This is a genomic window from Micromonospora sp. CB01531, from assembly GCF_001905095.1.
GTDB lineage: Bacteria > Actinomycetota > Actinomycetes > Mycobacteriales > Micromonosporaceae > Micromonospora.
On record NZ_LWLS01000089.1, the window covers coordinates 1 to 24,272 of the forward strand.

Genomic DNA, 24,272 nt, shown 5'->3' on the forward strand with positions numbered 1-24,272 from the left:
ATGTGATCACCCGGTTACACAACACTCTCTCAGCCGTGATCGCGGCGAGGTTACGTGCGGCGTTCAGATCCCGGTCGAGGACCAGGCCGCAGGTTTGTGCACTTGTAGGTACGCGCGGACAGGGCCAGCTTGGCTTTCACCGTGCCACATGCCGCGAAGGTTTGCTGGAGGGATACCAGCGGTCGGCCATCACCAGGCGGCCGCCGTTCCGTCCGGTCTTGTACGGCACCTGTCACCTGTCGGCGGATTTCACCGAAGCCGGCGTTGGCGACGCGCCGGGTGAGGCGGCGGTTGCGGAGCATGCCGGCCACTGACGATTCCTATCAAGTTGGTGAGCCTCGATGCGATGACGCTCGCTGGGCGGCTGCGCATAACGCGGGCCCATGCTTACCCCCAGGGAAGCATGGGCCCGCGCCTGCAGCAGGGACCGCCGCCGGCCTGGGAGTCCGGAGCCCGGCCTGCGGCGGTCCCTGGCTCCTCCATATGGGGAATGGAGGAGTATTACCACCCGCGCCCACAACGACGGAACCGAACCGGATCCGGTTCAATCGGTTTCACCGACAGCGGGAAGCTCCACAGGCCCCGGGCGTGGCAAAGCGGCCCTGCCCCCAATCAGGGGGTGGGGCCGCTGGCGTTGTTGGTCGGCGCTGCCCGGGATCCGTCCAGGCATGCACGGAGGTTGCCGATCGTACCGGTGTCAGCCGGTGCCAGCCGGTGTCAGTCGGGCAGGCGCGGGGACGACGCCGGCCACGGGTAGGTGCGCAGCCAGGCATTGACGCCCGGGCAGCGCCAGCACGCGGGTCACCGCGGCCGCCACGGGCACCGCCTGGGCGACCGCCGCATGTGTCGACGCCGGCGGTGACCGCCACGGTGGGCAGGACCGGATGAAACGGCGGCACCTGGTGGTGGCCGACCAGTGGTATTCCTCCAGCCAAACCCGCTCGGCATGTGGCACGGTGAAAGCCAAGCTGGCCCTGTCCGCGCGTACCTACAAGTGCACCTCGTGCGGTCTGATCCTGGATCGGGATTTGAGCGCCGCACGTAACCTCGCCGCGATCGCGGCTGAGGCGACAACCGCCGGGAGTGGCCCGGTGGCAGGACGTGGAGCCGACCAGAAGACCGCCCCCGGCGGGCAGGTGGCTACGAAACGTCAACCCGGCACCGCCCAGGCGGGTAAGACCGGGACCGTCCCACCGCCAAGCGGGACTGCCGACCATCTGCTCACTAGAGCGCACTGAGGTAACGGCTGATCAGGGAAGATGCCGGCACGAGCACAACTCCCGAACATGATCTTCTGGCATAGGAACCGGAAGATCATCAGCAGTCGTGCTCGCCTGCTATCCCACCATCAATGCAGGCGATTTCATCATGGAATCGGACAAACGGAACAGCAATGGGTGGTGGGCCAGGTGCCTTGCCCATTCTCCCCCGGGTGGGACCAGGGTTCTGCACGGGTGCGACCGCCGAGCTGCGGGGCCACTGTCGAGGTGTACCGAATTCCAGGCCAAACAGAAGATCCGCGATGTGCGGTCAGCAATCTCATCCGTGCTGTCGTGATCACCGCGACGGCGGTGGTGTGAGCCCGGCAGGGCATCCAGAGGCTGTTCGCCGCGTCTTCGAGCTGACGGAGGCAAGACCATGGACGAGACCGACTCACGGCTCTTGCTCGCGGCATCGATGTGGACGGGCGCGGCAACGGCACGGTCACCCAGCCGCGGCTTTACCAGCTGATCCACCAGCCGGGACCGGTTGCCGAGCGCACCTTCGAGATCGTCTTCCTGGACCCCGGCGTCCAGGCCTATGCCTTCACCTTTGGCTAGATCGGGGGACGAACCGTCTCCCGCGGCCACTTCCGAATTCGTTCACCACTGCCCGAGGAGGGAACCCCATGAACGTGGACTGGGAGCGCTTGTGGCGCAGTGCCGGTATCCAGTTCGTCATCTTCTTCGTCGTCGCGTACTTCATCTACGGCAATCAGCCGAGGGTTGGTGCGTCGACCGACACGCTTGTCTCCTTCTACGACGGCGACAGCACGCAGATCCTGATTGCCACCGTCATCTTCGCCTACGCGGTCCTCAACCTGCTCTGGTTCGCTGCCGCGCTTACGAGCGCGTTGCGTGATGCCGGGCTGGGCGGTTGGGGAGCGGCGGCGACCGCCTCCAGCGCGGCGCTCGGCGCTGTTTTGTGGGTGCTCATTGCGGTCGGCGCGGCCCTCGCATACTCAATCGCAGGCTCCGGCAACGACACATTCACGTCCGGACTGAACGACGCCGCGTGGGTCTTCGGCGTGCTGGCCTCGTTCCCGGCCGCCATGCTGATCATGGCTGGGACGTTCGGGCTTTGGCGGGCCGGCATCATCTCCAACGCGTCCTTCGGGGTTGGGGTGCTCGCGGTTGTGCTGGTCCTGCTGCGCGGCACGACATGGGCGAGCAGCGGGATCTGGGCGCCGGACGGCGCGTACGCGCGGATCATTTCGCCCATCGTCGGCCTCGTGTGGGTCGCGGTCATCAGCGGCCTCCTCTACCTCCAGAAGCCCTCGACCCGGCCCTCGCAGGCGGTCGCGGGTCCCACCGCCAGTCGCGCCACGTGACGGAGCCCTCGGCGCCTAGCCGCCGTCGGCACCGTCGCCCGCGCCACCACCGACCCGAGAACGGACGTCGGTCCGTGACCGTGTCCTCCTGAACCCTCACCGCCCCCTTTCCGCATTGAGGAGTCACTACCATGAGAACCATCCATCCGTGGCGTGCGGCGCTGGGCGCCGCGTGCGCCGCGCTGACCCTCGCGGCGACGGCCACCGCTGTCGACGCCGGCGTCGCCCCCGCCGCGTCCAGAACGACGGGCACCCAAATCGTGAACATCGACGGCGGTGCCGTGCACGGCGCGGCCGCGCCCGGTGGCTACGCCTTCCGCGGGCTGCCCTATGCAGCTGCCCCAACCGGGCAGCTGCGGTGGCGGGCCCCGCAGCCACCGGCCAGTTGGAAGGGCGTCCGCGAAGCGGCCGACTTCGGGCCGAGCTGCCCGCAGCCGCGGCCGGAGCAGGGGAACGTCTTCTTCCCGCCCGGGCCCATCGACGAGGACTGCCTGTACCTCAACGTTTCGACGCCGACGCTGCGCCCGGACGCTCGTCGGCCGGTGCTCGTGTGGATCCACGGCGGCGGGCTGACCCAGGACGCCAGCCGAAACTACGACGGCACCAAGCTCGCGGCGGATGGCACGGTCGTCGTCACGATGAACTACCGGCTCGGCGCGCTCGGCTTCCTCGCCCACCCGGCGCTGGCGTCGCGGCCCGGCGGCCCGGCGGGCAACTACGGGTTGATGGACCAACGGGCTGCACTGCGCTGGGTGCAGCGCAACATCAGCCGGTTCGGCGGCGACCCGTATAACGTCACCATCGCCGGGCAGTCGGCCGGTGGCCTGTCGGTCCTCGCCCACCTCGTCTCGCGCGGGTCGCGTGGGCTGTTTCAGCGGGCGATCGTGCAGAGCGGCGCATTCGCGCTGACGCAGCAACCCCTTGCCACCGCCAAGGCTGCTGGCGAGGCCTTCGCGGACCTGGCGGGCTGCCCGGACCAGACCGCGGCTTGCCTGCGTAGCCGGTCGGTTGACGACCTCGTCAACAACTTCCCCGGAGCCGCCATCCCCGGCGTCGTCGACGGCGCCGTGCTTGAGGAGTCGATCGGGACGGCGTTGGCCGGTGGGCGCTTCGCCCGCGTGCCGATCCTCAACGGAACCAACCACGACGAGGAGCGGCTGTTCCTGGCCATCGGTCTGGCCGTCAGTGGCGGGTCGTTCGCCCTCGTGCCTGAGGCGGTGACCGCCGACAACTACCAGCGCTTGATCGGCGCCGTGGTGGGAGCATCGCCCGAGCGCAGTGCCGCGATCGCAGCCGAGTACCCGCTTTCCGCCTACCCGTCGCCGGGCGTCGCCTTCAGCACGCTCGTCTCGGACGCGAACTTCGTGTGCCCAGCGGTGCAACTCGACCGTTGGACCTCCGCGCGCGTGCCGACCTTCGCTTACGAGTTCAATGACGACACCGCGCCGCAGGTGTTTGCCCCGCCCGGCTGGGTCGCCGCGGTGGCGACGCACTCGTCCGAGCTGCAGTACCTGTTCGACTTGCCGAACGCGCCGTTCGCCGTGCCGCTGAACGCCGATCAGGCGGCGCTTGCGGCTGCCATGCGCGCGGCGTGGGCCAGCTTCGCGGCCGACGGCAACCCCAGCACGCGCGACGTCCGCTGGCCGGCGCTCGACCCGCGACAGGGCGAACGGGTGCTGTCACTCGCCTCGCCGCGGCCGCAGGTCGACACGGGCTTCGCCGCCAGGCATCACTGCTCGTTCTGGGCTGCCGCGTAACACTACCGCTCGTGGCCGCACGCACGCCCGACCACGACGTGCGTGCGGCCCTAAGGAGGTTCCATGAACACTCATTTGACCTCATCGATCAAGCCGCAGTTCCGGACGATTGACGGACTGAGGATCCGCTTCGCCGAGAGCGAACCCCGCGGCGAGCACGCGCTCCTGTTGTGTCCCTGGCCGGAGAGCCTGTACGCGTTCGACCAGATCTGGGACCGCTTGGCCGAACACGCGCATCTCGTGGCCGTCGACCTGCCCGGCTTCGGGCACTCGGAGCGTCGCGACTCGCTGCTGGCACCGCGGGCCATGGGCGAGTTCGTCATCCGGCTCGCCGACGAGTTCGGGCTGGAGAATCCGCACACGGTCGGCCCGGACATCGGCACCGGCGCTTTGCTGTTCGCCGCCGCCGACAACCCCGGCCGGCTGCGGAGCATCGTGCTCGGCAGCGGCGGCGCCTCGTTCCCGCTGGAGCTGGGCGGGATTCTCAATGACTGGGTCGTGGCGCCCGACGTCGAGGGATACCGCGCTGTCGACCCGCGCCAGATTGTCTCCGCCGCACTGAGCGGCATCGGGCGCTACCAGCTGCCAGACGCGGTACGGGAGGACTATCTGGCCGCGTACGACGGCGACCGGTTTGTCGAGTCGATGCGCTACGTGCGCGCGTACCCGACGGAGCTTCCGATCCTCGCCGAACTTCTCCCCCAGATCGAAACCCCGGTGGAGATCATCAGCGGCCTGTGGGACTGGGCGGTGCCGCCGAGCAACCACAGGTACCTCAACGAGCGACTGCCCAGGAGCAATCTCGATCTGGTTGACGCCGGTCACTTCACCTGGGAGGACGCCGCCGATCGGTACGCGGAGATCGTCACCGGCTGGTGGACGGAAGGGTACCTACGAGCATGAGAGCGATCACGTACGCGCGCTCGGGCGATCCGTCCGTGCTTGAGCTCGTAGACAAGCCGATTCCCCAGCCGGGCGCCGGCGAGGTGCGCATCCGGGTGCTCGTGTCGGGTGTGAACCCGACGGACTGGAAGTCCCGCAGTGGCGCGTTCGGCGGCAGGCTGACGGCGCCGACGGTTCCCAACCACGACGGCGCCGGTGTGGTTGACGCGGTCGGCACCGATGTCACCGAATTCGGTGTGGGTGACCGCGTGTGGGTCACCCTGGCTGGCGACGGCCGCCCGAATGGGGGCACCGCGCAAGAGTTCACCGTCGTGCCCGCCGAACGTGCCTTCGCGCTCCCCGCCGCCGCGGACTTCGAGCTCGGAGCCAGCATCGGCATCCCTGCCCTGACCGCCCACCGTGCGTTGACGGTGGGCGAGGACGGCCCGACGCGGCTGCGGCCGGATGCGTTGCGCGGCAGGACCGTTCTGGTCGCTGGCGGGGCCGGCGCCGTGGGCAACGCGGCGATCCAGCTGGCCCGTTGGGCGGGCGCGGAGGTGATCGCCACCGTCAGCGGAAAGGCGAAGGCTCTGCTTGCGACGGCGGCCGGTGCCCACCACGTCGTCAACTACAAGCAGGCCGACGTGGCCGGGGCGATCAGACAGGTCGCCCCGGGCGGTGTCGACCTCGTGGTCGAAGTTGCGGCGGGGGCCAACGCGCAGCTCGATCTGGCCGTTCTCCGACCTCGCGGGACGATCTCGATCTACGCGAGCGACGGCCACGCGCCGGGCAGCCTGGACGTGCCGCGGAGCATGGGGCTCAATGCCCGCTACCAGTTCGTCCTGCTCTACACGGTCGGTTGGGACCGGATCGCGACCGCGGCCGCGGACATCAACCAGGCGATCGACGATGGTGCCTTCAGTGTCGGCGATCCAGCTGGCCTCCCGCTGCACCGCTACCACCTCGAGGACACGGCGGCCGCACACGCTGCCGTCGAGAGCGGGGCGATCGGCAAGGTGCTGATCACGGTCGGGACAAGCTGAAGGACGGTCAACGTTCGGATCATACGAGGACAGACGCGGCAAGGCCCCTTCCACCGACCAACGCCGGAACGAGGCGCGGCTGATTCGGCGGGTGCCGTCTGGCATCCGAGGCAGCCCCAGCCGAGGGCGCTAATCGGGTTGCCGGAAGTTAATGTCCGCAGCTCGCCCAAGTTTATATAAGTACATACGTGAATACCTCGTCGGGGTTTGATCTAGTTTCCGCAGTCCGATCACCCCGACGAGGTCTTCGCCAGAATGCGCCCCGCGCGGTGATGGTGTTGCTGTCCCAAGGGGGATGAGCGCCGCTGGGATCGATATTTGTGGCACTACGACCTGCGGATGGTGCGGCGGTGATCGTCCGCCATGAGCGGGAAGGCGTGAGCGGTCTGCCGGACCGGCCGCGCAGAGCGATCCCGGATCGTGAGCGAAATGGCGCCAACGCCCTCGTGTGGCAGCTAAGCCGGCTTGCGTCGGATCTGCCGTACCGGGAATTCCAGGAGCTTCGGCAGGTCCTTGACCGTGCGGCGAGCGTCGATGTGGAAACGTAGCTCCAGGCTCATCTGGCGTTGCGACAATTGAACCCGCCGGAGTTTCGCGGCGGAGGATCACGAAAGCGCGGTGACCCGTGGATCCTGCAAACGACCAGGTTGGTACCGAGATTGTTTTCGAAGACGAAAACGTGCGGGTGTGGATGCTCGACCTGCCGCCGCAGGCGTCTTCTCCGTGGCACACCCATAGCGTCCCCTACCGTTATGTGGTGACCCGGGCCGGGCCGGTGGCGACCGAATTCCAGGATGGCCGGCTGGAACGCCAGGAAGACAAGGTCGGCGATTCCTGTCATCGATCCGAGAATAAACCGCATCGGCTCGTCAATCTCGGCGACTCCGTGTATCAGAACGTCGTCGTAGAATTCCTGAACCCTCATGGATGATCCGCAACAGGCGCTCAACGACTGGATCGCCTCGCTGCACCCCGACCTCCCCGACGTCGCCGCCGTGATCGTCGATTCCCAGGCGGAGGCGAGGTCACCGTCGTACTCGATCCCACGGTCGAGTACGGCGGCGTGGTGACGGCCCACGACATCCCCTTTGTGTCGCTCGGCGCGCACCACCTGCTCCCGTTCTTCGGCCACGTGGCGATGGCCTACCAGTCGGGGGTCGTAGGTCGCAGCTTGATCATCAGTCAGGAACTCCACCCGGCACGGCGGCTCAACCTACTACGGGCCTCGCTCCGGACCCCGCACCCCACGCTGGCGCCAAATTCCGTTCCGTTCATCCTCGACCCCCGTGCCGAGTGAGCTGCCTGAGCAGTCAGCGCAGCGTCGAGCGGGGGCGACCGGCCGTCACGGGCGACGACTACCGCCGCTTCGACCTGGCCGGGTAGACCGTGCTCTGCATCGGCGGCATCGCGTCCACGGACTGTACCCTCGCCAACACGCCCTCGCTCCTCGCCGCCTCCGAACCGGCGCTGCCGCCGCCCCTGGTCGTCGTGGTCGCCACCGGCGCCGCAGACGCGGCGCGACGGCTACGTCACGGTCCGTAACGGCGCTCCTTTCGGCCGTGAACGGCCGGGTTCCCGCCTTGATCAACGGCTGAAGTCGTTGCGCACGGCCGTCGGATCGCAGGCGAACCTACCGGCCGACCAGAGCTGACCACCGCGAGCGCCGCAGAGGAGACACAGTCACGAAGACAGCCGAGCTCGGCCTGACCGACTGGAGAAGACCGGAGCCCATGGCGCTCTGGCTAGATGCGGACCGGTCGGTAAGAATGCCGGTGAACGTGAGGGTTGCCCGGCTCGGGACGAGAGGTGTCTGGAGCCGGATCGTGGATCTAGGCAGGGTGCAATGGGCAAGCTGGTTGGACGTCTTACCGAATGCGAACAGCTCGACCGGCTCGCGTCCGAGGTGCTTACCGGCGCCAGTCGCGTCCTCGTCCTGCGCAGCGAACCGGGCATGGGTAAGAGCGCCTTGCTCGGCTACCTGTCGCAGCGAGTCGCCGACTGGCAGGTGGTGTCCGCAGTAGGTGCGGAGTCAGAGATGGAGCTCGCCTACAGTGGCCTCCACCAGCTGTGCGCACCTCTGCTGGATCACCTCGATGAGCTGCCCACAGAGCAGCGCGAGGCGATGGCGACCGTGTTCGGGCTGGGCAACGGCCCCGTACCCGACCGGTTCTTGGTCGGACTGGGCACGCTGACGTTAATGGCTCAGGCCGCTGAGCAACGCCCGCTGGCCTGCATCGTCGACGACGCACAATGGCTCGACCAGGCGTCCGCTCAGGTCCTCGCCTTCGTCGCCCGACGCCTTGTGGCCGAGCGCGTCGCGCTGGTCTGCGCGGCCCGCACGGGAGCAGGAGATAGCGTGCTGACCGGCCTGCCCGAATTGCCCGTCTACGGTCTCAGTGACCGCGACGCGCGGCCACTGTTGCTGGACAACCTGCACGGCCCACTGGATGCGGCCGTCATTGATCAGATCGTCGCGGAGAGCCACGGCAATCCACTGGCGTTGCTGGAGTTGCCACGCGCCTGGCGGGAAACGGATCTTGCCGGTGGATTCGGCCTGCCCGGCGACAGTCAGGCGATCGCCGGCAAGATCGAACGCAGCTACGCGCGGCGCCTCGAGTTGCTCCCTGCCGAAACCCAGCTGCTCACCCTTGTAGTGGCCGCGGATCCTGTCGGCGATCCCGCGCTGATCCGCCGCGCCGCCGACGCGCTGAGCGTCACGATGGCGGCGATGGAGCCTGCGGTGGACGCCGGGATCATTCGGGTACATGACCGCGTGGAATTCGCCCACCCGCTGGCCCGTTCGTCCGTCTACCGCGCAGCTGCCACGGCGGACCGGCGCCGTGCGCACCAGGTCCTCGCCGAGGTCATTGACGCCCAGGCCGACCCGGACCGGCGTGCCTGGCACAGGGCGCGTGCCACAGACATCCCTGACGAGGACGTGGCAGCCGAGTTGGAGCTGTCGGCCGACCGGGCTGCGGCTCGCGCGGGACTGGCAGCAGCTGCCGCCTTCCTGACCCGCGCGGCCGAGCTGACACCACTTCGGGCCGCGCAGACTCGCCGCGCGCTCGCAGCGGCATCGGCCAACGTGCAGGCCGGCGCCTTCGGCACCGTCCAATCCATGCTGACCATCGCCGAAAGTGGACCGATCGACCAGTTGCAGCGCGCCCAGATCGAGCTGGTACGTGCTCAGCTGGCGTTCGGCTCCGGCCGGGGGGAGGAGGCTATGCTGCTGATGCTGGCCGCCGCCCGGCGCCTCCAGCCGCTGAGCCTCGAGCTCGCGCGCCAGACATACCTGGACGCGTTCTCCGCCGCGCAGTTCGCGGGCCGGCTCGAGGAAGGCGTTGGTACCGCCGAGGTGGCCCGCGCCGCCCAGTCTGCAGCTCTCCCGCCCGATGCTGAGCGCACGGCTGGCGACCTACTGCTGGACGCCTTCATCGCGATCACCGTTGATCACGCCGACGCTGTCCCGCGCGGCCGGGAAGCATTGGCCGCGCTGCTTGGCGACACCGATCCCGCGCGGGACACGCTTCGCTGGTTGTGGCAGGGGTGCGTGCTCGCCCTCGAACTGTGGGACGACGAGAGCGCGTACATCCTGTCGGAGCGGCACCTGCAGAGGGCCCGGAAGACCGGGGCGCTCACCGAACTCCCGCTCGCGCTCGGCTCACACACACCCGTCCTCGTTTTCAGCGGCGAGCTCGCCGCCGCTGCCTCGTTGGCCGAGGAAGCACGGTCGGTGCTTGGTTCGGCGGGGATCGCCGAGGCGCCGTACGGTGCGCTGATCCTCGGAGCCTGGCGAGGCCAGGTACGCGAGACGAAGGACCTGATCGACGTCACGAAGCGGGCGGCGACCAGCCGCGGCGAGGGCATCGGAGTCGCCATCTGCGAGTACTCACGTGCTGTCCTGTACAACGGCCTGGGCCAGTACGACGAGGCGTTCGAGGCCGCCCGCGATGCCTGCGCGGACCCGAAAGAGATGGTCGCCCACAACTGGGCGATGGCCGAGCTGATCGAGTCCGCCGTACGGACCGGACGAGCCGATCTGGCGCAGGAGACGCTGACGCGGTTGACCAGGAAGGCCCAGGCTTGCCGAACCGACTGGGCGCTCGGGATCGAGGCACGCTCCCAGGCCCTCCTGAACGATGAGGACGCCGAGCCCAAGTTCCGCGAAGCCATCGAGCGCCTCGGCCGGGCGCGGGTGCGTGCCGAGCTCGCCCGGGCCCACCTGCTGTACGGCGAGTGGCTCCGCCGGGCGAAGCGCCGAATCGACGCCCGCGAAGAGCTCACCAAGGCCGAGGAGATGTTCGCGGCGATGGGAATGGAAGGGTTCGCGCAGCGAGCTCGTCGCGAACTACTGGCCACCGGCGCGACCCCGAGAAAACGCACTGTCGACACGACCAACGAGCTCACGGCACAGGAGGCGCTCGTCGCCCGGCTCGCCCGAGACGGAATGTCGAACCCGCAGATCGGAGGCCACCTGTTCCTGTCCACCCGCACCGTCGAATGGCACCTCAGCAAGATCTTTGCCAAGCTGCGCATCACCTCCCGCCGCCAGCTCCGCCAGGCCCTGGCCAATCACGACCAACCGATCATCGGCACCACTTAGAGGTCGCGCGCAGTGGTGGGGTTGATCGGCGGGTCGGAACGGATGCAGGCACAGAACTCGTGATCATGAAGTTGCTGACGCTTTGTGATCAGGGGAGAATCTGTGCCTGCTGTTCCAGCAAGTCTGATCGAACCACTGTGGGTTCAGTTCGCCGCGCTGCTGCCCGACCGGTCCGTGTACCAGCCGACGCATCCCTTGGGTTGTCAGCGCAGGCGGGTCGATGACCGGATCGTGTTCGACAAGCTGGTCGAGGTGTTGCGGTTCGGCTGGTCCTGCGAGGCGATCGCCGATGCCACCTGATCGGCGATCACGATCCGCGTCCGCCTCGGGTGCGGGCCAGAGCGGCGCGTTCGGCGTCGATCGGGTCGGACTTCGCCGCGGCGCGGAGCACCGGCCGCTTCGGCCGGTCCAGCTCGACGACCAGCTCACCGGCGTCGGCCAGGTGACGGTGAAGGCCCGCGCCGTAGCCGCCGGTGCCCTCCATCGCCCAGGCCTGCAACCCGAGCACCGGTCAGCCAGGGCCAGCAACTCGGCGTAACCATCCGGATCGGCGGTCACCGTCACCCGGCCGCGCAGCGCACCAGTGCGGGCGTCGATGACCGCAGCGGTGTGGGTGTGCTTGTGCGTGCCGAAACCGATGACGGCCGGACAAGTCTGGCCAAAGGCGCGAAGCCAGTCAGAGGTAGGGTCACGTGTCCACTGCTGCCGACCGTCAGCCCATCACCTGCGGACCAACCAGGCCAGCCTCACAGCCAGAGGTATGCCTCCTGAAACCCGTGAGCCTGGTACCGCCCGTCGCTCACGCAGGTTACGATCTCGCAACCACAGCGCCAGCGGCGCGGCGGGACTGTTTGTCGCGGACTTGGCGCATGCCTGGCCGTTGGTCTCGAGCCGCAACGCGGGGCATGTGGCGTCGGTCTGGGCCCGGACCGGTGATCTAGACCAGCAAGGAGGCCGCATGAGCGCTCAGGCTAACCCGGGCGGTAGCACAGCGGCGTTTAGAGATCACCTTGTCCCAAGGGACACTATCGCCGTTGCTGAAGCCACGGACGCGGAGTAGCCCCGGACGATGACCGCACGTCCTCGGCGGCTTGGCCGCGCGACAAAGCTGACCGACCGTCGCAGCGAACGCGATGTGCTCGACCGGATCATTGATTCTGTCCGCGGCGGTGAGAGCCGGGCTCTGATGGTGCGTGGCGACCCAGGCGTAGGCAAGACCGCGCTGCTGGATTACCTGGTCGACCACGCGGCAGGGTGCCGGGTCTTGCGGGTAGCTGGCGTGCAGTCGGAGATGGAGCTGGCCTTCGCCGGGCTGCATCAGCTGTGCGCGCCGATGCTGGATGGGCTGAAGCGGCTACCGGTGCCGCAGCGGCAGGCCCTGCAGACCGCGTTCGGGCTCAGCGGCGGGCCAGCACCGGACCGATTCCTCGTGGCGCTCGCTGTCCTCAGTCTGCTGTCGGAGGCAGCCGAGGAGCAGCCGCTGGTGTGCGTGATTGACGATCACCAATGGTTGGACCGGGCGTCGGCGCAGGCGCTGGGATTCGCGGCGCGGCGGCTGGCGGCGGACCCGATCGGGCTGGTGTTCGGGACCCGGGTTCCCGGGAAGGAACTTGCTGGGTTGCCCGAATTGCACGTGGCCGGGTTGCAGGGCGACTACGCGCGGGCGTTGCTGGACTCGGCTCTGACCGTGCCACTGGACCCGCGCGTGCGTGATCAGATTTTGGCCGAGACGCAAGGAAACCCGCTTGCCCTGCTTGAGCTGCCGCGCGGCCTGACGCCCGCACAGTTAGCGGGCGGGTTCGGGTTGCCAGGCGCGGTGTCGTTGTCAGCCCGGATAGAGGAGAGCTTCCGCCGCCAGTTGGACGCCCTGACACCCGCGACCCGGCTGCTGCTGCTGCTGACGGCGGCGGACCCGTCGGGTGACTCGTCGCTGGTGTGGCGGGCCGCCAGGCGGCTAGGGATCCCGATCCAGGCGGCAACGGTGGCAGTAGATGCGGGCTTGGCGGAGTTCGGCGCGCGGGCACGCTTCCGTCATCCGCTGCTGCGCTCGGTGGCCTACCGGTCGGCCTCGGTCGAGGAGCGGCGAGCCGCCCACCTCGCGCTCGCCGAGGCTACCGATCCGCGGGTTGATCCAGACCGCCGGGCCTGGCATCGGGCCCAGGCCGTGGCCGGGCCGGATGATGAGGTCGCGGCGGATCTCGAGCGGTCGGCGGGCCGGGCCCAGGCCCGCGGGGGGCTGGCCGCGGCCGCGGCGTTCCTGGAGCGCGCGGTGTTGCTGACCGTCGATCCGGTGCGCCGCGCCGAGCGCCTCCTGGCGGCGGCGCAGGCTAACCTGCACGCCGGCGCGTACGGAACGGCCCTAGAACTGCTCGCGACGGCAGAGGCCGGGCCGCTGGACGAGCTGCAAAGCGCCCGGGTGGACCTGCTGCGCGGGCAGGTTACGTTCGCATCAGGGCTGGGCAGCGAAGCTCCGCCGCTGTTGCTCAAGGCGGCCAAGCGTCTCGAGCCGCTCAACGTCGGCCTGGCACGCGAGACCTACCTGACCGCGTGGATGGCGGCTCTGTTCGCCGGCCGCCTCGCTGCCGGTGGGGACATGCTGGAGGTCTGCCGCGCCGCCCGGGCTCTCCCGTCGGCGACGCATCCGTCAGGTGCGGCAGAGGTGGTTCTTGACGGCCTTACGCTGCTGGTCACGGACGGGCCAGCCGCAGCAGCGCCGACGTTGCGGAGAGCAATAAGCGCCTTCGCCGACCCGGACATGACCGCAGAAGAAGAACTGCAGTGGGGCTTCTTTGCTCAGGCGGCCGCCAGCGCTCTGTGGGACGATGACACCTGGCGCGCGATGCTGCTACGGCAGGTCCGGCTCGGCCGTGACGTCGGCGCCCTCGACCAGCTTACGGTCATGCTGAACGCGCTGGGCACGGCCACCGCGTGGACCGGTGACTTCGCGGCGGCCGCTTTGCTGGCGACGCAGGTCGACGCGGTCTGCGCGGCGACCGGGAGTCGCGCCGCCCCGTTTACCACGATGATTCTCGCGTCACTGCGAGGCAACCAAGCCGAGGCCGTGCCGCTGTTCGAGGCCACCATCGCCGAAGCAACGGCCGGGGGGCAGGGGGTCGCGGTGGCCTACGCGAACTGGATGACCGCGATCCTCTACAACGGCCTCGCCCGCTATGAACAGGCGGTGGTGGCGGCCAGACAAGCCAGCGAGGACGCACCCGGGCTGTACATCTCGATGTGGGCGCTTCCCGAGCTGATCGAAGCCGCCGCACACAGCGGAAATACGGACCTTGCACGCGACGCGCTGGCCCGGCTGGCGGAAAGCACCCAGGCCGGCGGTACCGACTTCGGACTTGGGATCGAGGCGCGGTCGCGTGCGCTGCTGAGCGAAGGTGAGACGGCTGAGAGCCTCTACGGCGAGGCGATCGACCGGCTTGGCCGCACCGAGCTCCGCCCGGAGCTCGCCCGCGCCCATCTGCTTTACGGCGAGTGGCTGCGCCGCGAGAATCGCCGCGCCGATGCCCGCGCCCAGCTACGCACTGCCCATGACATGCTGGCCGCGATCGGTGCCGAGGCGTTCGCGGAACGCGCCCAGCGCGAGCTGCTGGCCACGGGAGAGATGGTGCGCAAGCGTACGGTCGAGACCGTCGGCACGCTCACCGCGCAGGAAGCGGCGATCGCCCGGCTCGCCCGTGACGGGCACACCAACCCCGAGATCGGCGCCCAGCTGTTCCTCAGCGCACGCACCGTCGAGTGGCACCTGCGTAAGGTGTTCGGCAAGCTTGGCATCAACTCTCGCAGGGAACTGAAGGCGACGCTGGCGCAACTCGGGCACGCGGACCTGCCGGCGTAGTCCTGCCGCTCGGAGTTTGCGCCGCGTCACGCGCGCCAGAGTCGCGCTTGGCCTTGGCCTGACGACGTTGTCGCGGTCGGACATTGGTTCCCGGACCGGCCTCACCACGGCCGGAGCCTGGTCGTGATAGACCGGTGGTATCCGGCCAGCAAACTCTGCTTGGCGTGCGGCTCGCCTCGTCGAGCAGATGCCGCTGACCATGCGGTCGTGGATGTGCCCGGTGCGGCAAGCACCCACCACCGCAACGTCAACGCGGCATACAACATCCTGGCGGCCGGGCTGGCGGTGACGACCAGTGGAGCCGGTGCAAGACCTCAACGGGAGACCTCCCGGACGGGGCAGCCGGCGATGCAGTAGGAAACCGCTGGGGCGGCCCAGCGAATCCCGCCCTTTAGCGCGGGACGGATGTCTACCAGGTGCCGATCGACGGCGCCGCCCCGCGCGCCGGACGCGAGTAGTTCGAGCTGATCCACGGGCGGCTACGCGGACAAGGCCCGGCGGAAGGCGGCGCGTTCCTGCTCGGTGCTGCCACCCCAGACACCGTACTCCTCATTGTGCTCGATCGCATACCGCGCGCAGTCCCGGCGCACCGGGCACGTCGCGCAGAACGTCTGGACCCTTACGACCGCCAACGTGTCGTCCGGGTCTGGGTAGAACCACGTGACGTCCAGTCCCCGGCAGGCGGCGTCCTCGCGCCAGTCGGTCTCGGCGGCGACCGGCCGGAACGACGACCTCGATAGCAATGCCGAGCAACGGAACCCGCGACGCGTGGGCTGAGTCATGTGTGCTCCTTGAACTCGCGAGAAGGTGGTGATTTCGCATGTCACGACGGTCAGCGCCACAGTCATCGATCACATGACTCAATACGCTGCTGGCTGCGTGGTTACAGTGCGGGTGCTCCCAATGGACGATTGCTCGATGTCAAGCCCGGCTGGGATCTATTTGTTGAGGAAGGCCAGGAGGGTCTCGTTGACCTCGTCGGGATCCAGGCGTGGTTGTGCGGCCGCCCTCGATCCGTACCTGCCCGTGCGGCAGCATGAGCAACTCAAAGAGTGCTCACATCCAACGGCTGACCGGATCGCCTGTCCCATCCGTGGAAGTGCGACCAGTCACCCGCGTCCCAGGCCTCGTGCAGCCCCGGCTTGCTCAGGTCCCAGTCCGGGCGGATCTCGCTCGTCGCCGCGCGTAGGTCGAGCCAGAGGTCGTAGACCGACGGGCGACCCCAGAACCAGTAGCCGTTGTAGATGCTGTGGATGACCAGTCCCGGCTTGAGTACGAGGGTGTGCGGGATCATCGGGTCGTGCTCGGGGTCGGTGTACTCCTGGATGTCGAGGTCCTTCTGGATGATCCGCTCGGGGTCGGACAGGAACGTCCATTGGGCGGCCACCGATGCGCGGAACTCTTGCAGAGTGTGGTGATCGTCGGTGGAGATGGTGACCATCTGGGTGTAGGCCACCGCGACCTTTGACTGGAACGCCGCCAGCTCGAAGTGCTGCTGGTGTTCTTTCGGGCAGTAGTGGCCGCGGGAAAGCATGAGGATGAGTGGATCGCGGCCCTGCAGCTCGCTGAGCGTGCGGGTCGTGCCGGTGTGGTCGGGCAGTGCATAGTCGGGGAAGATGCCGCCTGGTGTGATGTCGGAGCGCATGGGATGACCGCCTCTCACGTGCCGCCGCGGGCGTGACCTGCACGAGGCGCAGGTCGACTCCGGCAACTCTGGTAGCCCTGAGCGGCCTCTCGCGCCAGGGATACGCCCTGGTCCCGCCCTGGTCCGCCTGCGGGTCGCACCACCCGTGCCGGCCTGATGGTCGAGACCAGGCATGCGCCAGGGCGTCTCCCTGGCGCGAAGGGACCGTGGGCCGCGCGATGGTTTTCGGGTCGGCGTCGATCCGTGCCGACTCCCGCGAGAACGAGGTGTTGGATCATGGACATGAAACTTGAGGCCGTGGTCGTGCCCGTCTCCGACCAGCGGCTCGGCCACGATGTCCTCGATCGGCTGCCGGGGATCGTCGACAAGGCCAAGCAGTGCTACGGGGCGATGCGGTGGCGGCTGGACGCCGACTTCGACACCGACGAGGACCTCGGTGTCGTGCAGTTGACGCCGCGCGGCTCGCAGCGCTCGGTCTTCGGTACGGGCGTCAAGTCGGCGACGCCGGGCTCCGCGCAGGGCCTGCACCTGGTCGTCACCGACATCGAGGCGGCCCGGGCCGAGCTCGTCGGGCGCGGCGCCGAGGTGAGTGAGGTTTTCCACGACGCTGGGGGTGTCTTTCACCACGCGGGCATGGACGGGCGGGTGCCAGGGCCGGACTCAGAGCGCCGTAGTTACGGGTCGTTTGCTTTGTTCGGCGACCCGGATGGCAACGGGCGGGTGTTCCAGAAGGTCACGACGCGTTGCCCGGGTTGGTGACCTCGGGACGATGCTCCACCGCGCCGGGGTCGGGGAAGCCTGCCCGGCCTCGGTACAGGCGCGGCACGCCGGACGCTGACGGCCCCGAACGGCCACGCCCGAACGACTCAGGCCCGTGTGACGAGGGAGGACAATGATGAACGTCACGGCTTTGACAGGACTTCTGCGAGAGGCAGAGGAGCATCACGGCGCGTACGAGGCGACCGCACCCAAGCACCACTGGTCGGACTGGTACGCCGCCTACATCGTCGCCCGCGAGGCCGGCCGAACCCCCGACGAGGCAGTCCGCGACGCCGGCCTGCACATGGACGCGGTACTGCGGTGAACAACGACTACGACGTGATCGTCATCGGTGGCGGCTCGCCGGGCGAGCACTGCGCCGGCGAGCTGGCCGAGGGCGGCCTGCGCGTCGCCCTAGTCGAGCGGGACCTGGTCGGCGGCGAGTGCTCGTACTTCGCGTGCATCCCGTCCAAGACCTTGCTACGTCCCGGCGAGGCGGTCCACGGCGCGCGTGAGGCGGCGGCCACCGCGCACGTCGACGCCGAGGCGGCGTTGGCGTGGCGGGATTTCATGGTCTCCGAATACTCCGACGCTGGTCAGCAGCGCTGGCTGGCCGGCAAGGGTATCGACCTACTGCGCGGTACCGGCCGGCTGGCCGGTACCGGCGCCGTCGAGGTGGACGGCGTGCGCTACACCGCCGCACACGTCGTCGTGGCCACCGGCTCGTACTCGGTCTTTCCACCGATCCCGGGCCTGCGCGACCTCGAGGGCGTGTGGACCAACCGCGAGGCCACCGGCATGAAGGCCGTCCCGCGCCGTCTCCTGGTGCTCGGCGGCGGGCCCGTCGGGGTGGAGATGGCGCAGGCGGTACGCCGTCTGGGCGGCGACGTGGTACTGGTCCAGTCCGGTGGACACCTGCTCGCCCGTGAGCCCGCACGGCTGGGCGAGGCGCTTGGCGAGGTCCTGCGCCGCGACGGCGTCGAGCTCGTCTTCGACGCGCAGGCGACCGGGGCGCGGCGCGATGGCGAGGACTTTGTCCTGACGCTGGACAGCGGTCGGGAGTTACGCGGCGACCGGCTGCTGGTGGCCACCGGCCGTCGTCCTCGCGTGGAGGGCCTCGGCCTGGAGACGGTCGGCGTGCGGGCCGGCCGGGACGGCATCCCGGTCGACGCGCATCTGCGTGCCGGTGATCGGCTGTGGGCCATCGGCGACGTGACCGGCTTGTGGCTATTGACCCACACGGGCAAGTACCAGGCCGACGTCGTCGCGGCGAACATTCTGGGCGAGCCACGCGAGGCCAACTATGAGGCTGTGCCGCGGGTGGTGTACACCGATCCGCAAGCGGCAGCGGTGGGCGACACTGAGGCTGCGTTCTCTGCGACGGTGCCGGTGTCCGAAGTGGCCAAAACGGCTACGTACACGCGCGCCTACGCCGAGTCGACGGGCTTCCTGACGCTGCTCAGTGACGGCGACCGGTTGACCGGGGCGTACGCGCTGGGGCCGGAGGCCGGGGAATGGCTGCAGCAAGCCACGCTGGCGATCCGTGCCCGCGTACCGCTAGACGTGCTGCGGGACACGATTCAGCCGTTCCCGACCTTCTCAGAGATCTACGTGGCTGCGCTGAAAGCGCTCCGCGGCCAGATCGCGGCGGTTCGGCAGCCGGCGGGGGTGGGATTATGACCACCGCAACATCCGTCTCCTCAACCCTGCGCCAGCCGCAGCTGCTCGGCCAAACGGTCGTCGTGATCGGCGGCGGCGTCGGCATCGGGCTGGAAACCGTTCGGCACGCGCGGCGAGGGCGCCGACGTCGTCCTTCTCGGCCGCGATCCCGGCCCTCCAACACGCGGCCGCCGAGTTTCAGGCCATGAGCGCCACCGCCGTCGACACCGCCGATCCGGCCCGCCTCGGACGGTTCTTCGAGGAGCTACCAGGCTCGATCGATTACGTGATGGTCGTGGCCTGCAGCCGCACTAAGCGTGCCTGGCCGAGAGCGACTTCACCCAGACGCGCTGCCACGCGGTCGGGCCGGCCGACGTCGCCGGCGCTCGCCGTCCACATCATGACCAATACCGCGCTCACCGGTGCGACCTGCGACATCGATAGCGGTCAGCAGGTCGTCGCCGCCTCCAGCGACTGACCGACCGCACGCTGAAGCAGGGAGGACGAAATGGAATGGCTCTTGCCGTCGTGGCACTACTGGTTGGCCCTCGGCAGTTTGCTGGCTCCGCGGAGCTGGAGCCACGACCACGCCGTACCGGCCGGACGCACCAACCTCACCGTCCTCGACCTGTGGCTGATCCACCTCGTCTACAGGGTTGTCGCGGAGGAATCGAACTGCACCCGATGCGGTGCCCCGCTCGGTCGCCCGCTCCGCGTAGTGCCGCCGGTCGCCGGGTTGTCGACGGTATCGGTCGTGACACAGTGCAGCGGGTGGAGACGTCACCGACACCGTGCCAGCGTCGACGCCGGTTCGAACGATCTCGTGCTCGGGCCGCTCCAGAGCCGAACTCGACCTCGGCACCGCTATCGTGCGATTACGCCAGGAAGAGCAGGGCAGCCAGGGATAGACCCCGACGTGGCGCTTTAACCGCTCCACTGCGAGATCCCAGCCGCAGCCGACCATGTCTGGAACAGAGGAACGCATGAACGACCTACTGGCACTGGCCATCAAGGGCCATGGCGGCGCGCAGCTCTGACCGCAGCCGTCGCAGTTTCATCGCCGGCTGGCCCGCCGCCGCAATCGCGATGGTCACGCTCGGGCTGCTGCCCAAGTGGAAGGCCAGGGCACCGATCCTGGTCGGGCTCGGCGCCGTCGACCTCGGACTGCACTGGCCCTGGTAACGACGTGAACCCGGCGAGCACGGCAGGTGATCGTGAACGCGATCTTCTGCCAGAACCGGACCGGTTGCCAGTGGGTGTACCTCCCGCACGATCTGCCGCTGAAGCCCGCGACGTACTACCACTTCGGCCTGTGGCGGGACAACGGCATCGACCAGGACCTGCTGTGCTGCCAGGCGCGGGAGAGGGCTGGCCGGCCCGAGGACCGACCCCGGTCGTGCTGGACACCCAGCCGATCCGCGCGGCTCACCACATCGCGGTCGCGACGACGGCAAGGACGCCGCGAAGAAGGTACCGGGCCGCAAGCGTGGCCTCGCCGTGGACACCCTGGGGCTGATCATCGCGGTGGTGGACACCGCGGCGTCGGTCACCGACAACACGATCGGGGTGCACCTGCTGGACAAGGTCGTGGCGCAGACCCGTCGGTGATCAAGGCGTGGGTGGGCTCCGGGTTCAAAGACGACCGCGGTGCACGGTATCGACGTCGAGCAGGGCAAGCGCACCACCACGGCCGGGTTCGTGCTGGTCGAGCGCCGGCGGGTGGTCGAGCCAAAACCGCGGTTCCGTGAACCGCGCAGGGCTCCGGTACGTCATGGGTCCAGAACACTGGGCGTCGGCGGAAGGCGAGGTAAAATGAAGGGACTCCCGCTATCTAGTCAGGCCGCTGGCTGGCGAACGGCCGACCGTGCGGCGGGCAGAGCAGCGGCAATCGCTGACCGGCCCAAGGCTGCCGGCGAGGGGGTTCGTCAGTTTCGTAGCGGCGTGCGCATGTCCGAGCGCGACCGGCTGACATCGACGCGTTTTCTGGCCTACGGTGGGGTGGAGTTGAACGCATCGACCGGCTTGGTGCGGCTGTACCCGGAGATGCACGCGGTGCTACTCAGCAGCCAGCAGGCTGAGGTGCTGGCGGTCCTCATCGACCGGGCCGGCAATCCCTGCTGTCGCGAGGAGATCGCGGCTGCCATGCCAAAAAGCTCCCGCCCGCCTACCATGGCGCAGATTGGCGTGGTCATTGCGAATATTCGCAACAAGCTTGGCGCCCACCGAGTCCTCACGGGAGCCGGTGGTTGGTGGCTTGGCGCCTCGGATGCTCCGTGCCCTCCGGCTTGGCCCGACGCAATCTCTTTCGGCGGACTCCATCTCGACCTACCCCGTCGACGGGTGTGGGTGAGCGGGCGACGGTCCACGATTCGGCTCGGATGGCAGGAGTACCTTGTGCTGCGTGAGCTGATCGAGGCACAGGGGATGCCGCGAGGCCGCAACGAGATTTGGCACGCAATGCCGGCAGGGGCCCGTCGCGCAAGACCCTCCCAGGTTGGGGAGATCGTCTATCGCCTGCGACAGCGCCTCGGGCAGGAGTTGATCATCACAGGCGGCGGTGGCTGGCGGCTGGCTGGCCGGATCGAAGACGAAGCTTTCTCCGCAGGCGCCTCCGACGCGATACTGCTGGACCCGACGACCCGCCGGGTAGCGCTCCCGGGCAGGGGCACCCGCGTCTGTCTGAGCGCCCAGGAGGCCGCTACGTTGCGGGTTCTTATCGAGGCGCGAGGAGTACCACTGAGTAGCACGGAGGTCTTCGCCAGCACACCTGCCGCGGTGCGGCCGAAGAGCGCATTGGCGATTAGCAGGATCGTCTTCCGACTACGCCAAAAGTTGGGCCCCGATCACATTCGGAGCAGCCGACAGGGCTGGTGGCTCGGCACAGCCCCTGCCCGTCTCCTGGATACGAGCTGTTGCTGAATCCGCCCAAACCGGGGAAGGGCACCACCACGGGCACCGCCGCCCAGATGCCCCCTCGCTGTATCAGCGCAGTATCTGGAGGTGATGCCATGTTCTTGTTCATGGTCACAAGACGTTTGCGTAGAGCTTGCGCAGCACTGTCTCGAGGCAACGCCGGACCAGCATCGCGACTGCTTGCACGCCGTTGCCATTTCAGCGCGATCGGCGTCGCCGGATTCGCAGCGCCCGTCACCAGTTCCGCTGGGATGCAGCGTCGCCTGCGGACGATTCTGACCAATCTCCACTCGGCCAGGTTCGTTTGCGACCAGGTTGCCGTTCAGGGACCGGCTTGGGCGGCGGTGGTCGCCTGTCATCTGATCATGATTCCGTGCCCAAGCCAACAAGAGACAGCCCGTCGGTTCACGTTGTTGCTGGGCTGGCGATGGACCAGAGCCTCCAGTGCCTTGCTTCTTTCCGAACGCACCGATGTCGCCACCGTGCTCACGATGCTGGCTCACGAGTCGGCGCTTGTCGGTCCCGGTGGCGAGCCAGACTGGGTGTAGGCAGGTGAACGTCGTCGCCTGCGGGCACCAGGACCACGCCGACGTGAACGCGGCCAAGAACATCCTCGCCGCCGGGCTGGCGATAACAACGCGCGGAGACCTAACCACAGGACTGTCCGGGAAACGCCAACCACCCGAACGGCTCGCGGCGTGAACACGCCTCAGCCACGGGAATGCCCCGCCCTTCAGGCGTGGGGAGGACGTCAACGCATTGAAGATCCTCGGCGAAACCGCCAGTCTCCTCCGATTCAGGTCCGCATCCGCCTACGCCTGCCACAACGGCACCGCTCCGCTGCCGGTCTGGTCGTCGAATCGGGGCTCGGCACCGCCTCAGCCGGACTGGGAATCGGCAGCTCAACGCCGCTTCGCACCGAATTGCGGTGACCCAAGACCGCTTCCACCCACCAGTGCGAGACCTCATCACAGGTCGTAATGCCCGCAGCGGCTTACAGCCCCACTTGTTAGGCGTGCAGGTCGGGTTGAACGGATCGTGGGACGCCTCCGTTGTGGTTGGAGACAGCACCGACCCGGCCGCCCATCGGCGGGGTGCGGTGGAGGGAAAGCCCCCGGGCTGCGATCTTCCTGCCCGAAAGGAAGGTAAATTCCTCGATGACTAGGGAAATCTACGCGAGGAAACTTTGTTCGGCGTCCGCCGTGCTGCTGCTCAGCGTGGCGCTGGTTGGTGGCTGCAAGGATCAACCAGTGCCCGCCAGCGCCTCCGGCCCATCCCTGTCCCAGGGTCTCGGACCAGCCAGTCCGGCGAGCCCGGGGGCTTCGGCAGCCGGCAGCCCGAGCCCGGCCGGTGCGCCGAGCGCCACACCCCGTTCGCCCAAGCCCTCGCCCCGTACCCGACCACCTGTCAACCAGGGCGGCTGGATCAAGATTGACATGGCGGCCCAGGCTGCCCGGACCGCCGCGTTCTTTGCCCGCAAGCCGAAGCCGGTCACCGGCAATCCGGTGAAGGTACCGGAATTCAACGTCGGCTGCCGGATTAGCCACCACAACAACGACGACCCCATCGTCGCGCCGGGGCTGGTTGGTGCCGCGCACAACCACACCTTCTTCGGCAACAGGTCGACCGACGCGAACTCCACATACGAGTCGCTGATGGGCACCACCCGGACCAGCTGCAACGTCGGTGACGATCACTCTGGCTACTGGATCCCCACGCTCTACCAGAACGGCAGAGTGATCGACCCCAAGGAGGTGACCGTCTACTACGGTTCCCGCCTCAAGGATCCGAGCAAGACCCAGCCGTTCCCTCCCGGGCTACGGATGATCAGCGGCGACGCGAAGACGCAGACCGACACTCCGGACAAGCAGGGCAACCACTTCTGGTGTGCCGGCATCGGAGGGTCCACTGGCCGGACCGCCGACGGGCTGTTCCCGATCTGCGCCCCAACCGCCGAGCTGGTCCGCCAGGTGACCTTCTTCGACTGCTGGGACGGCAAGCACCTGGACAGCCCGGACCACAAGTCGCATATGGCGATGGGTGACCACACCGGCGCCTGTCCGACGAGCCACCCCGTGCCGGTCCCCTCAGTCTCCTTCGTGATCGCCTACCCGCTGAGCACCAACACCAACGGCATCAGCTTGTCATCGGGTACGTCGTTCTCGATGCACGCCGACTTTTTTAACGCCTGGCAGGACGACGCGCTGGCTGCCCGGACACTCAACTGTCTGCACCAGCGCGTGAAGTGCGACTCGCAGGGCAACTTCTAGTACCGCCTTTGAAGCCGGCTCGGCGGCCTCGTGACGTGCTCAGCGTTTCCGTCGCCGCCGGGCCGCCTTCGCCGCGACATCTACGCGACGGGCAGCCTGATCCCTACCCGCAGCAATCGCCCCCCCCACCTACGCAATATCGCCCTCGCCGCGTGACCGCCAACCCAGTTACCGATACGCCTTCATCCAGTTGCGTTCCTTTCGCACGGGCGGCCTGGCCCGCCGGTGTCGGCGGACGCGGAATGGTGACGGGCTGGCACCGCGTACCGAGGCCCCTTCGCGATAGATCGGCTCGGTTCCA

24 protein-coding genes and 3 pseudogenes are annotated in these 24,272 nt (G+C 68.4%); 24 read left to right on the top strand and 3 right to left on the bottom strand.

Going from position 1 to position 24,272, the window contains the following annotated elements:
• From A6A27_RS45570 to A6A27_RS26690, 13 genes and pseudogenes are all read left to right on the top strand, one after another.
• The coding region (locus A6A27_RS45570) for a hypothetical protein (protein WP_206745064.1) at positions 1-314 on the top strand (314 nt) is incomplete at its 5' end.
• A gap of 570 nt (positions 315-884) precedes the next feature.
• Entirely contained in the window at positions 885-1,238 is a 354-nt protein-coding gene (locus A6A27_RS47625; RefSeq protein ID WP_073837400.1) for a zinc ribbon domain-containing protein, read from the top strand.
• Positions 1,239-1,673: 435 nt separating this feature from the next.
• Entirely contained in the window at positions 1,674-1,820 is a 147-nt protein-coding gene (locus tag A6A27_RS43405) for a hypothetical protein (protein WP_158074061.1), read from the top strand.
• 68 nt (positions 1,821-1,888) lie between these two features.
• Positions 1,889-2,590 (top strand): hypothetical protein, encoded by a 702-nt coding sequence (locus tag A6A27_RS26660; protein ID WP_073837401.1) that lies wholly within the window; start codon positions 1,889-1,891, stop codon positions 2,588-2,590.
• 260 nt (positions 2,591-2,850) lie between these two features.
• Entirely contained in the window at positions 2,851-4,347 is a 1,497-nt protein-coding gene (locus A6A27_RS26665; RefSeq protein WP_158074056.1) for a carboxylesterase/lipase family protein, read from the top strand.
• A gap of 63 nt (positions 4,348-4,410) precedes the next feature.
• Positions 4,411-5,250: an alpha/beta fold hydrolase gene (locus tag A6A27_RS26670; RefSeq protein WP_073837402.1), complete on the top strand. Its 840-nt coding sequence runs from the start codon at positions 4,411-4,413 to the stop codon at positions 5,248-5,250.
• Positions 5,247-6,272 carry an NADPH:quinone reductase gene (locus A6A27_RS26675; RefSeq protein WP_073837403.1) on the top strand — a complete coding sequence of 342 codons (1,026 nt, stop codon included), beginning with the start codon at positions 5,247-5,249 and terminating at the stop codon, positions 6,270-6,272. Before A6A27_RS26670 ends, A6A27_RS26675 begins: the two co-directional genes overlap by 4 nt.
• A gap of 350 nt (positions 6,273-6,622) precedes the next feature.
• On the top strand, positions 6,623-6,820 hold the full coding sequence (locus tag A6A27_RS43410) for a hypothetical protein (RefSeq protein ID WP_143194168.1): 198 nt from the start codon (positions 6,623-6,625) through the stop codon (positions 6,818-6,820).
• 77 nt (positions 6,821-6,897) lie between these two features.
• Positions 6,898-7,203 (top strand): cupin domain-containing protein, encoded by a 306-nt coding sequence (locus A6A27_RS43415; protein ID WP_143194169.1) that lies wholly within the window; start codon positions 6,898-6,900, stop codon positions 7,201-7,203.
• Positions 7,196-7,342 carry a hypothetical protein gene (locus tag A6A27_RS45160; protein WP_198940462.1) on the top strand — a complete coding sequence of 49 codons (147 nt, stop codon included), beginning with the start codon at positions 7,196-7,198 and terminating at the stop codon, positions 7,340-7,342. The genes A6A27_RS43415 and A6A27_RS45160 overlap by 8 nt, the downstream gene beginning before the upstream one ends.
• Positions 7,343-7,362: 20 nt before the next feature.
• Positions 7,363-7,569 carry a hypothetical protein gene (locus A6A27_RS47630; RefSeq protein ID WP_443190006.1) on the top strand — a complete coding sequence of 69 codons (207 nt, stop codon included), beginning with the start codon at positions 7,363-7,365 and terminating at the stop codon, positions 7,567-7,569.
• A gap of 546 nt (positions 7,570-8,115) precedes the next feature.
• Positions 8,116-10,875 (top strand): helix-turn-helix transcriptional regulator, encoded by a 2,760-nt coding sequence (locus A6A27_RS26685; protein WP_073837405.1) that lies wholly within the window; start codon positions 8,116-8,118, stop codon positions 10,873-10,875.
• Between the two features lie 102 nt (positions 10,876-10,977).
• Positions 10,978-11,172, top strand: a pseudogene (locus A6A27_RS26690) (IS5/IS1182 family transposase); the annotation flags it as partial.
• Positions 11,173-11,182: 10 nt separating this feature from the next.
• On the opposite strand, the gene A6A27_RS45165 reads toward A6A27_RS26690, so the two are convergent.
• The gene (locus A6A27_RS45165) at positions 11,183-11,383 is read right to left on the bottom strand and encodes a hypothetical protein (protein ID WP_073837407.1); all 201 of its coding nucleotides are present in this window, start codon (positions 11,381-11,383) and stop codon (positions 11,183-11,185) included.
• 561 nt (positions 11,384-11,944) lie between these two features.
• Here A6A27_RS45165 and A6A27_RS26700 point away from each other — a divergent pair.
• Positions 11,945-14,725: a helix-turn-helix transcriptional regulator gene (locus A6A27_RS26700; RefSeq protein ID WP_073837408.1), complete on the top strand. Its 2,781-nt coding sequence runs from the start codon at positions 11,945-11,947 to the stop codon at positions 14,723-14,725.
• A gap of 117 nt (positions 14,726-14,842) precedes the next feature.
• Positions 14,843-15,082, top strand: coding sequence for a zinc ribbon domain-containing protein (locus A6A27_RS47635; RefSeq protein ID WP_083672892.1), 240 nt, complete (start codon positions 14,843-14,845; stop codon positions 15,080-15,082).
• Positions 15,083-15,204: 122 nt separating this feature from the next.
• Here A6A27_RS47635 and A6A27_RS26710 read toward each other — a convergent pair whose 3' ends face one another.
• Positions 15,205-15,507, bottom strand: a complete 303-nt coding sequence (locus A6A27_RS26710) for a WhiB family transcriptional regulator (RefSeq protein WP_158074057.1) — start codon at positions 15,505-15,507, stop codon at positions 15,205-15,207.
• A 263-nt stretch (positions 15,508-15,770) separates the two neighbouring features.
• Positions 15,771-16,370 (bottom strand): peroxiredoxin family protein, encoded by a 600-nt coding sequence (locus tag A6A27_RS26715; RefSeq protein WP_073837410.1) that lies wholly within the window; start codon positions 16,368-16,370, stop codon positions 15,771-15,773.
• Positions 16,371-16,646: 276 nt separating this feature from the next.
• On the opposite strand from A6A27_RS26715, the gene A6A27_RS26720 reads away from it, so the two are divergent.
• From A6A27_RS26720 to A6A27_RS26755, 9 genes and pseudogenes are all read left to right on the top strand, one after another.
• Positions 16,647-17,129, top strand: a complete 483-nt coding sequence (locus A6A27_RS26720) for a VOC family protein (RefSeq protein ID WP_073837411.1) — start codon at positions 16,647-16,649, stop codon at positions 17,127-17,129.
• A gap of 151 nt (positions 17,130-17,280) precedes the next feature.
• The gene (locus tag A6A27_RS26725; RefSeq protein ID WP_198940464.1) at positions 17,281-17,454 is read left to right on the top strand and encodes a hypothetical protein; all 174 of its coding nucleotides are present in this window, start codon (positions 17,281-17,283) and stop codon (positions 17,452-17,454) included.
• The gene (locus tag A6A27_RS26730) at positions 17,451-18,809 is read left to right on the top strand and encodes a dihydrolipoyl dehydrogenase family protein (RefSeq protein ID WP_073837412.1); all 1,359 of its coding nucleotides are present in this window, start codon (positions 17,451-17,453) and stop codon (positions 18,807-18,809) included. Before A6A27_RS26725 ends, A6A27_RS26730 begins: the two co-directional genes overlap by 4 nt.
• A 184-nt stretch (positions 18,810-18,993) precedes the next feature.
• A complete protein-coding gene (locus tag A6A27_RS45170; protein WP_073837413.1) occupies positions 18,994-19,266 on the top strand; it encodes a hypothetical protein in 273 nt (90 codons plus the stop codon).
• A 539-nt stretch (positions 19,267-19,805) separates the two neighbouring features.
• A complete protein-coding gene (locus A6A27_RS44450; RefSeq protein WP_158074058.1) occupies positions 19,806-19,970 on the top strand; it encodes a hypothetical protein in 165 nt (54 codons plus the stop codon).
• Between the two features lie 29 nt (positions 19,971-19,999).
• Positions 20,000-20,516 (top strand): annotated as a pseudogene (locus A6A27_RS47190) (transposase); the annotation flags it as partial.
• A 1,656-nt stretch (positions 20,517-22,172) separates the two neighbouring features.
• A complete protein-coding gene (locus A6A27_RS47195; protein WP_338013312.1) occupies positions 22,173-22,403 on the top strand; it encodes a zinc ribbon domain-containing protein in 231 nt (76 codons plus the stop codon).
• 136 nt (positions 22,404-22,539) lie between these two features.
• A pseudogene (locus tag A6A27_RS47640) lies at positions 22,540-22,866 on the top strand (hypothetical protein); the annotation flags it as partial.
• A complete protein-coding gene (locus tag A6A27_RS26755) occupies positions 22,859-23,971 on the top strand; it encodes a DUF1996 domain-containing protein (protein WP_083672894.1) in 1,113 nt (370 codons plus the stop codon). The pseudogene A6A27_RS47640 and the gene A6A27_RS26755, both read left to right, overlap by 8 nt.
• Positions 23,972-24,272 lie beyond the last annotated feature (301 nt).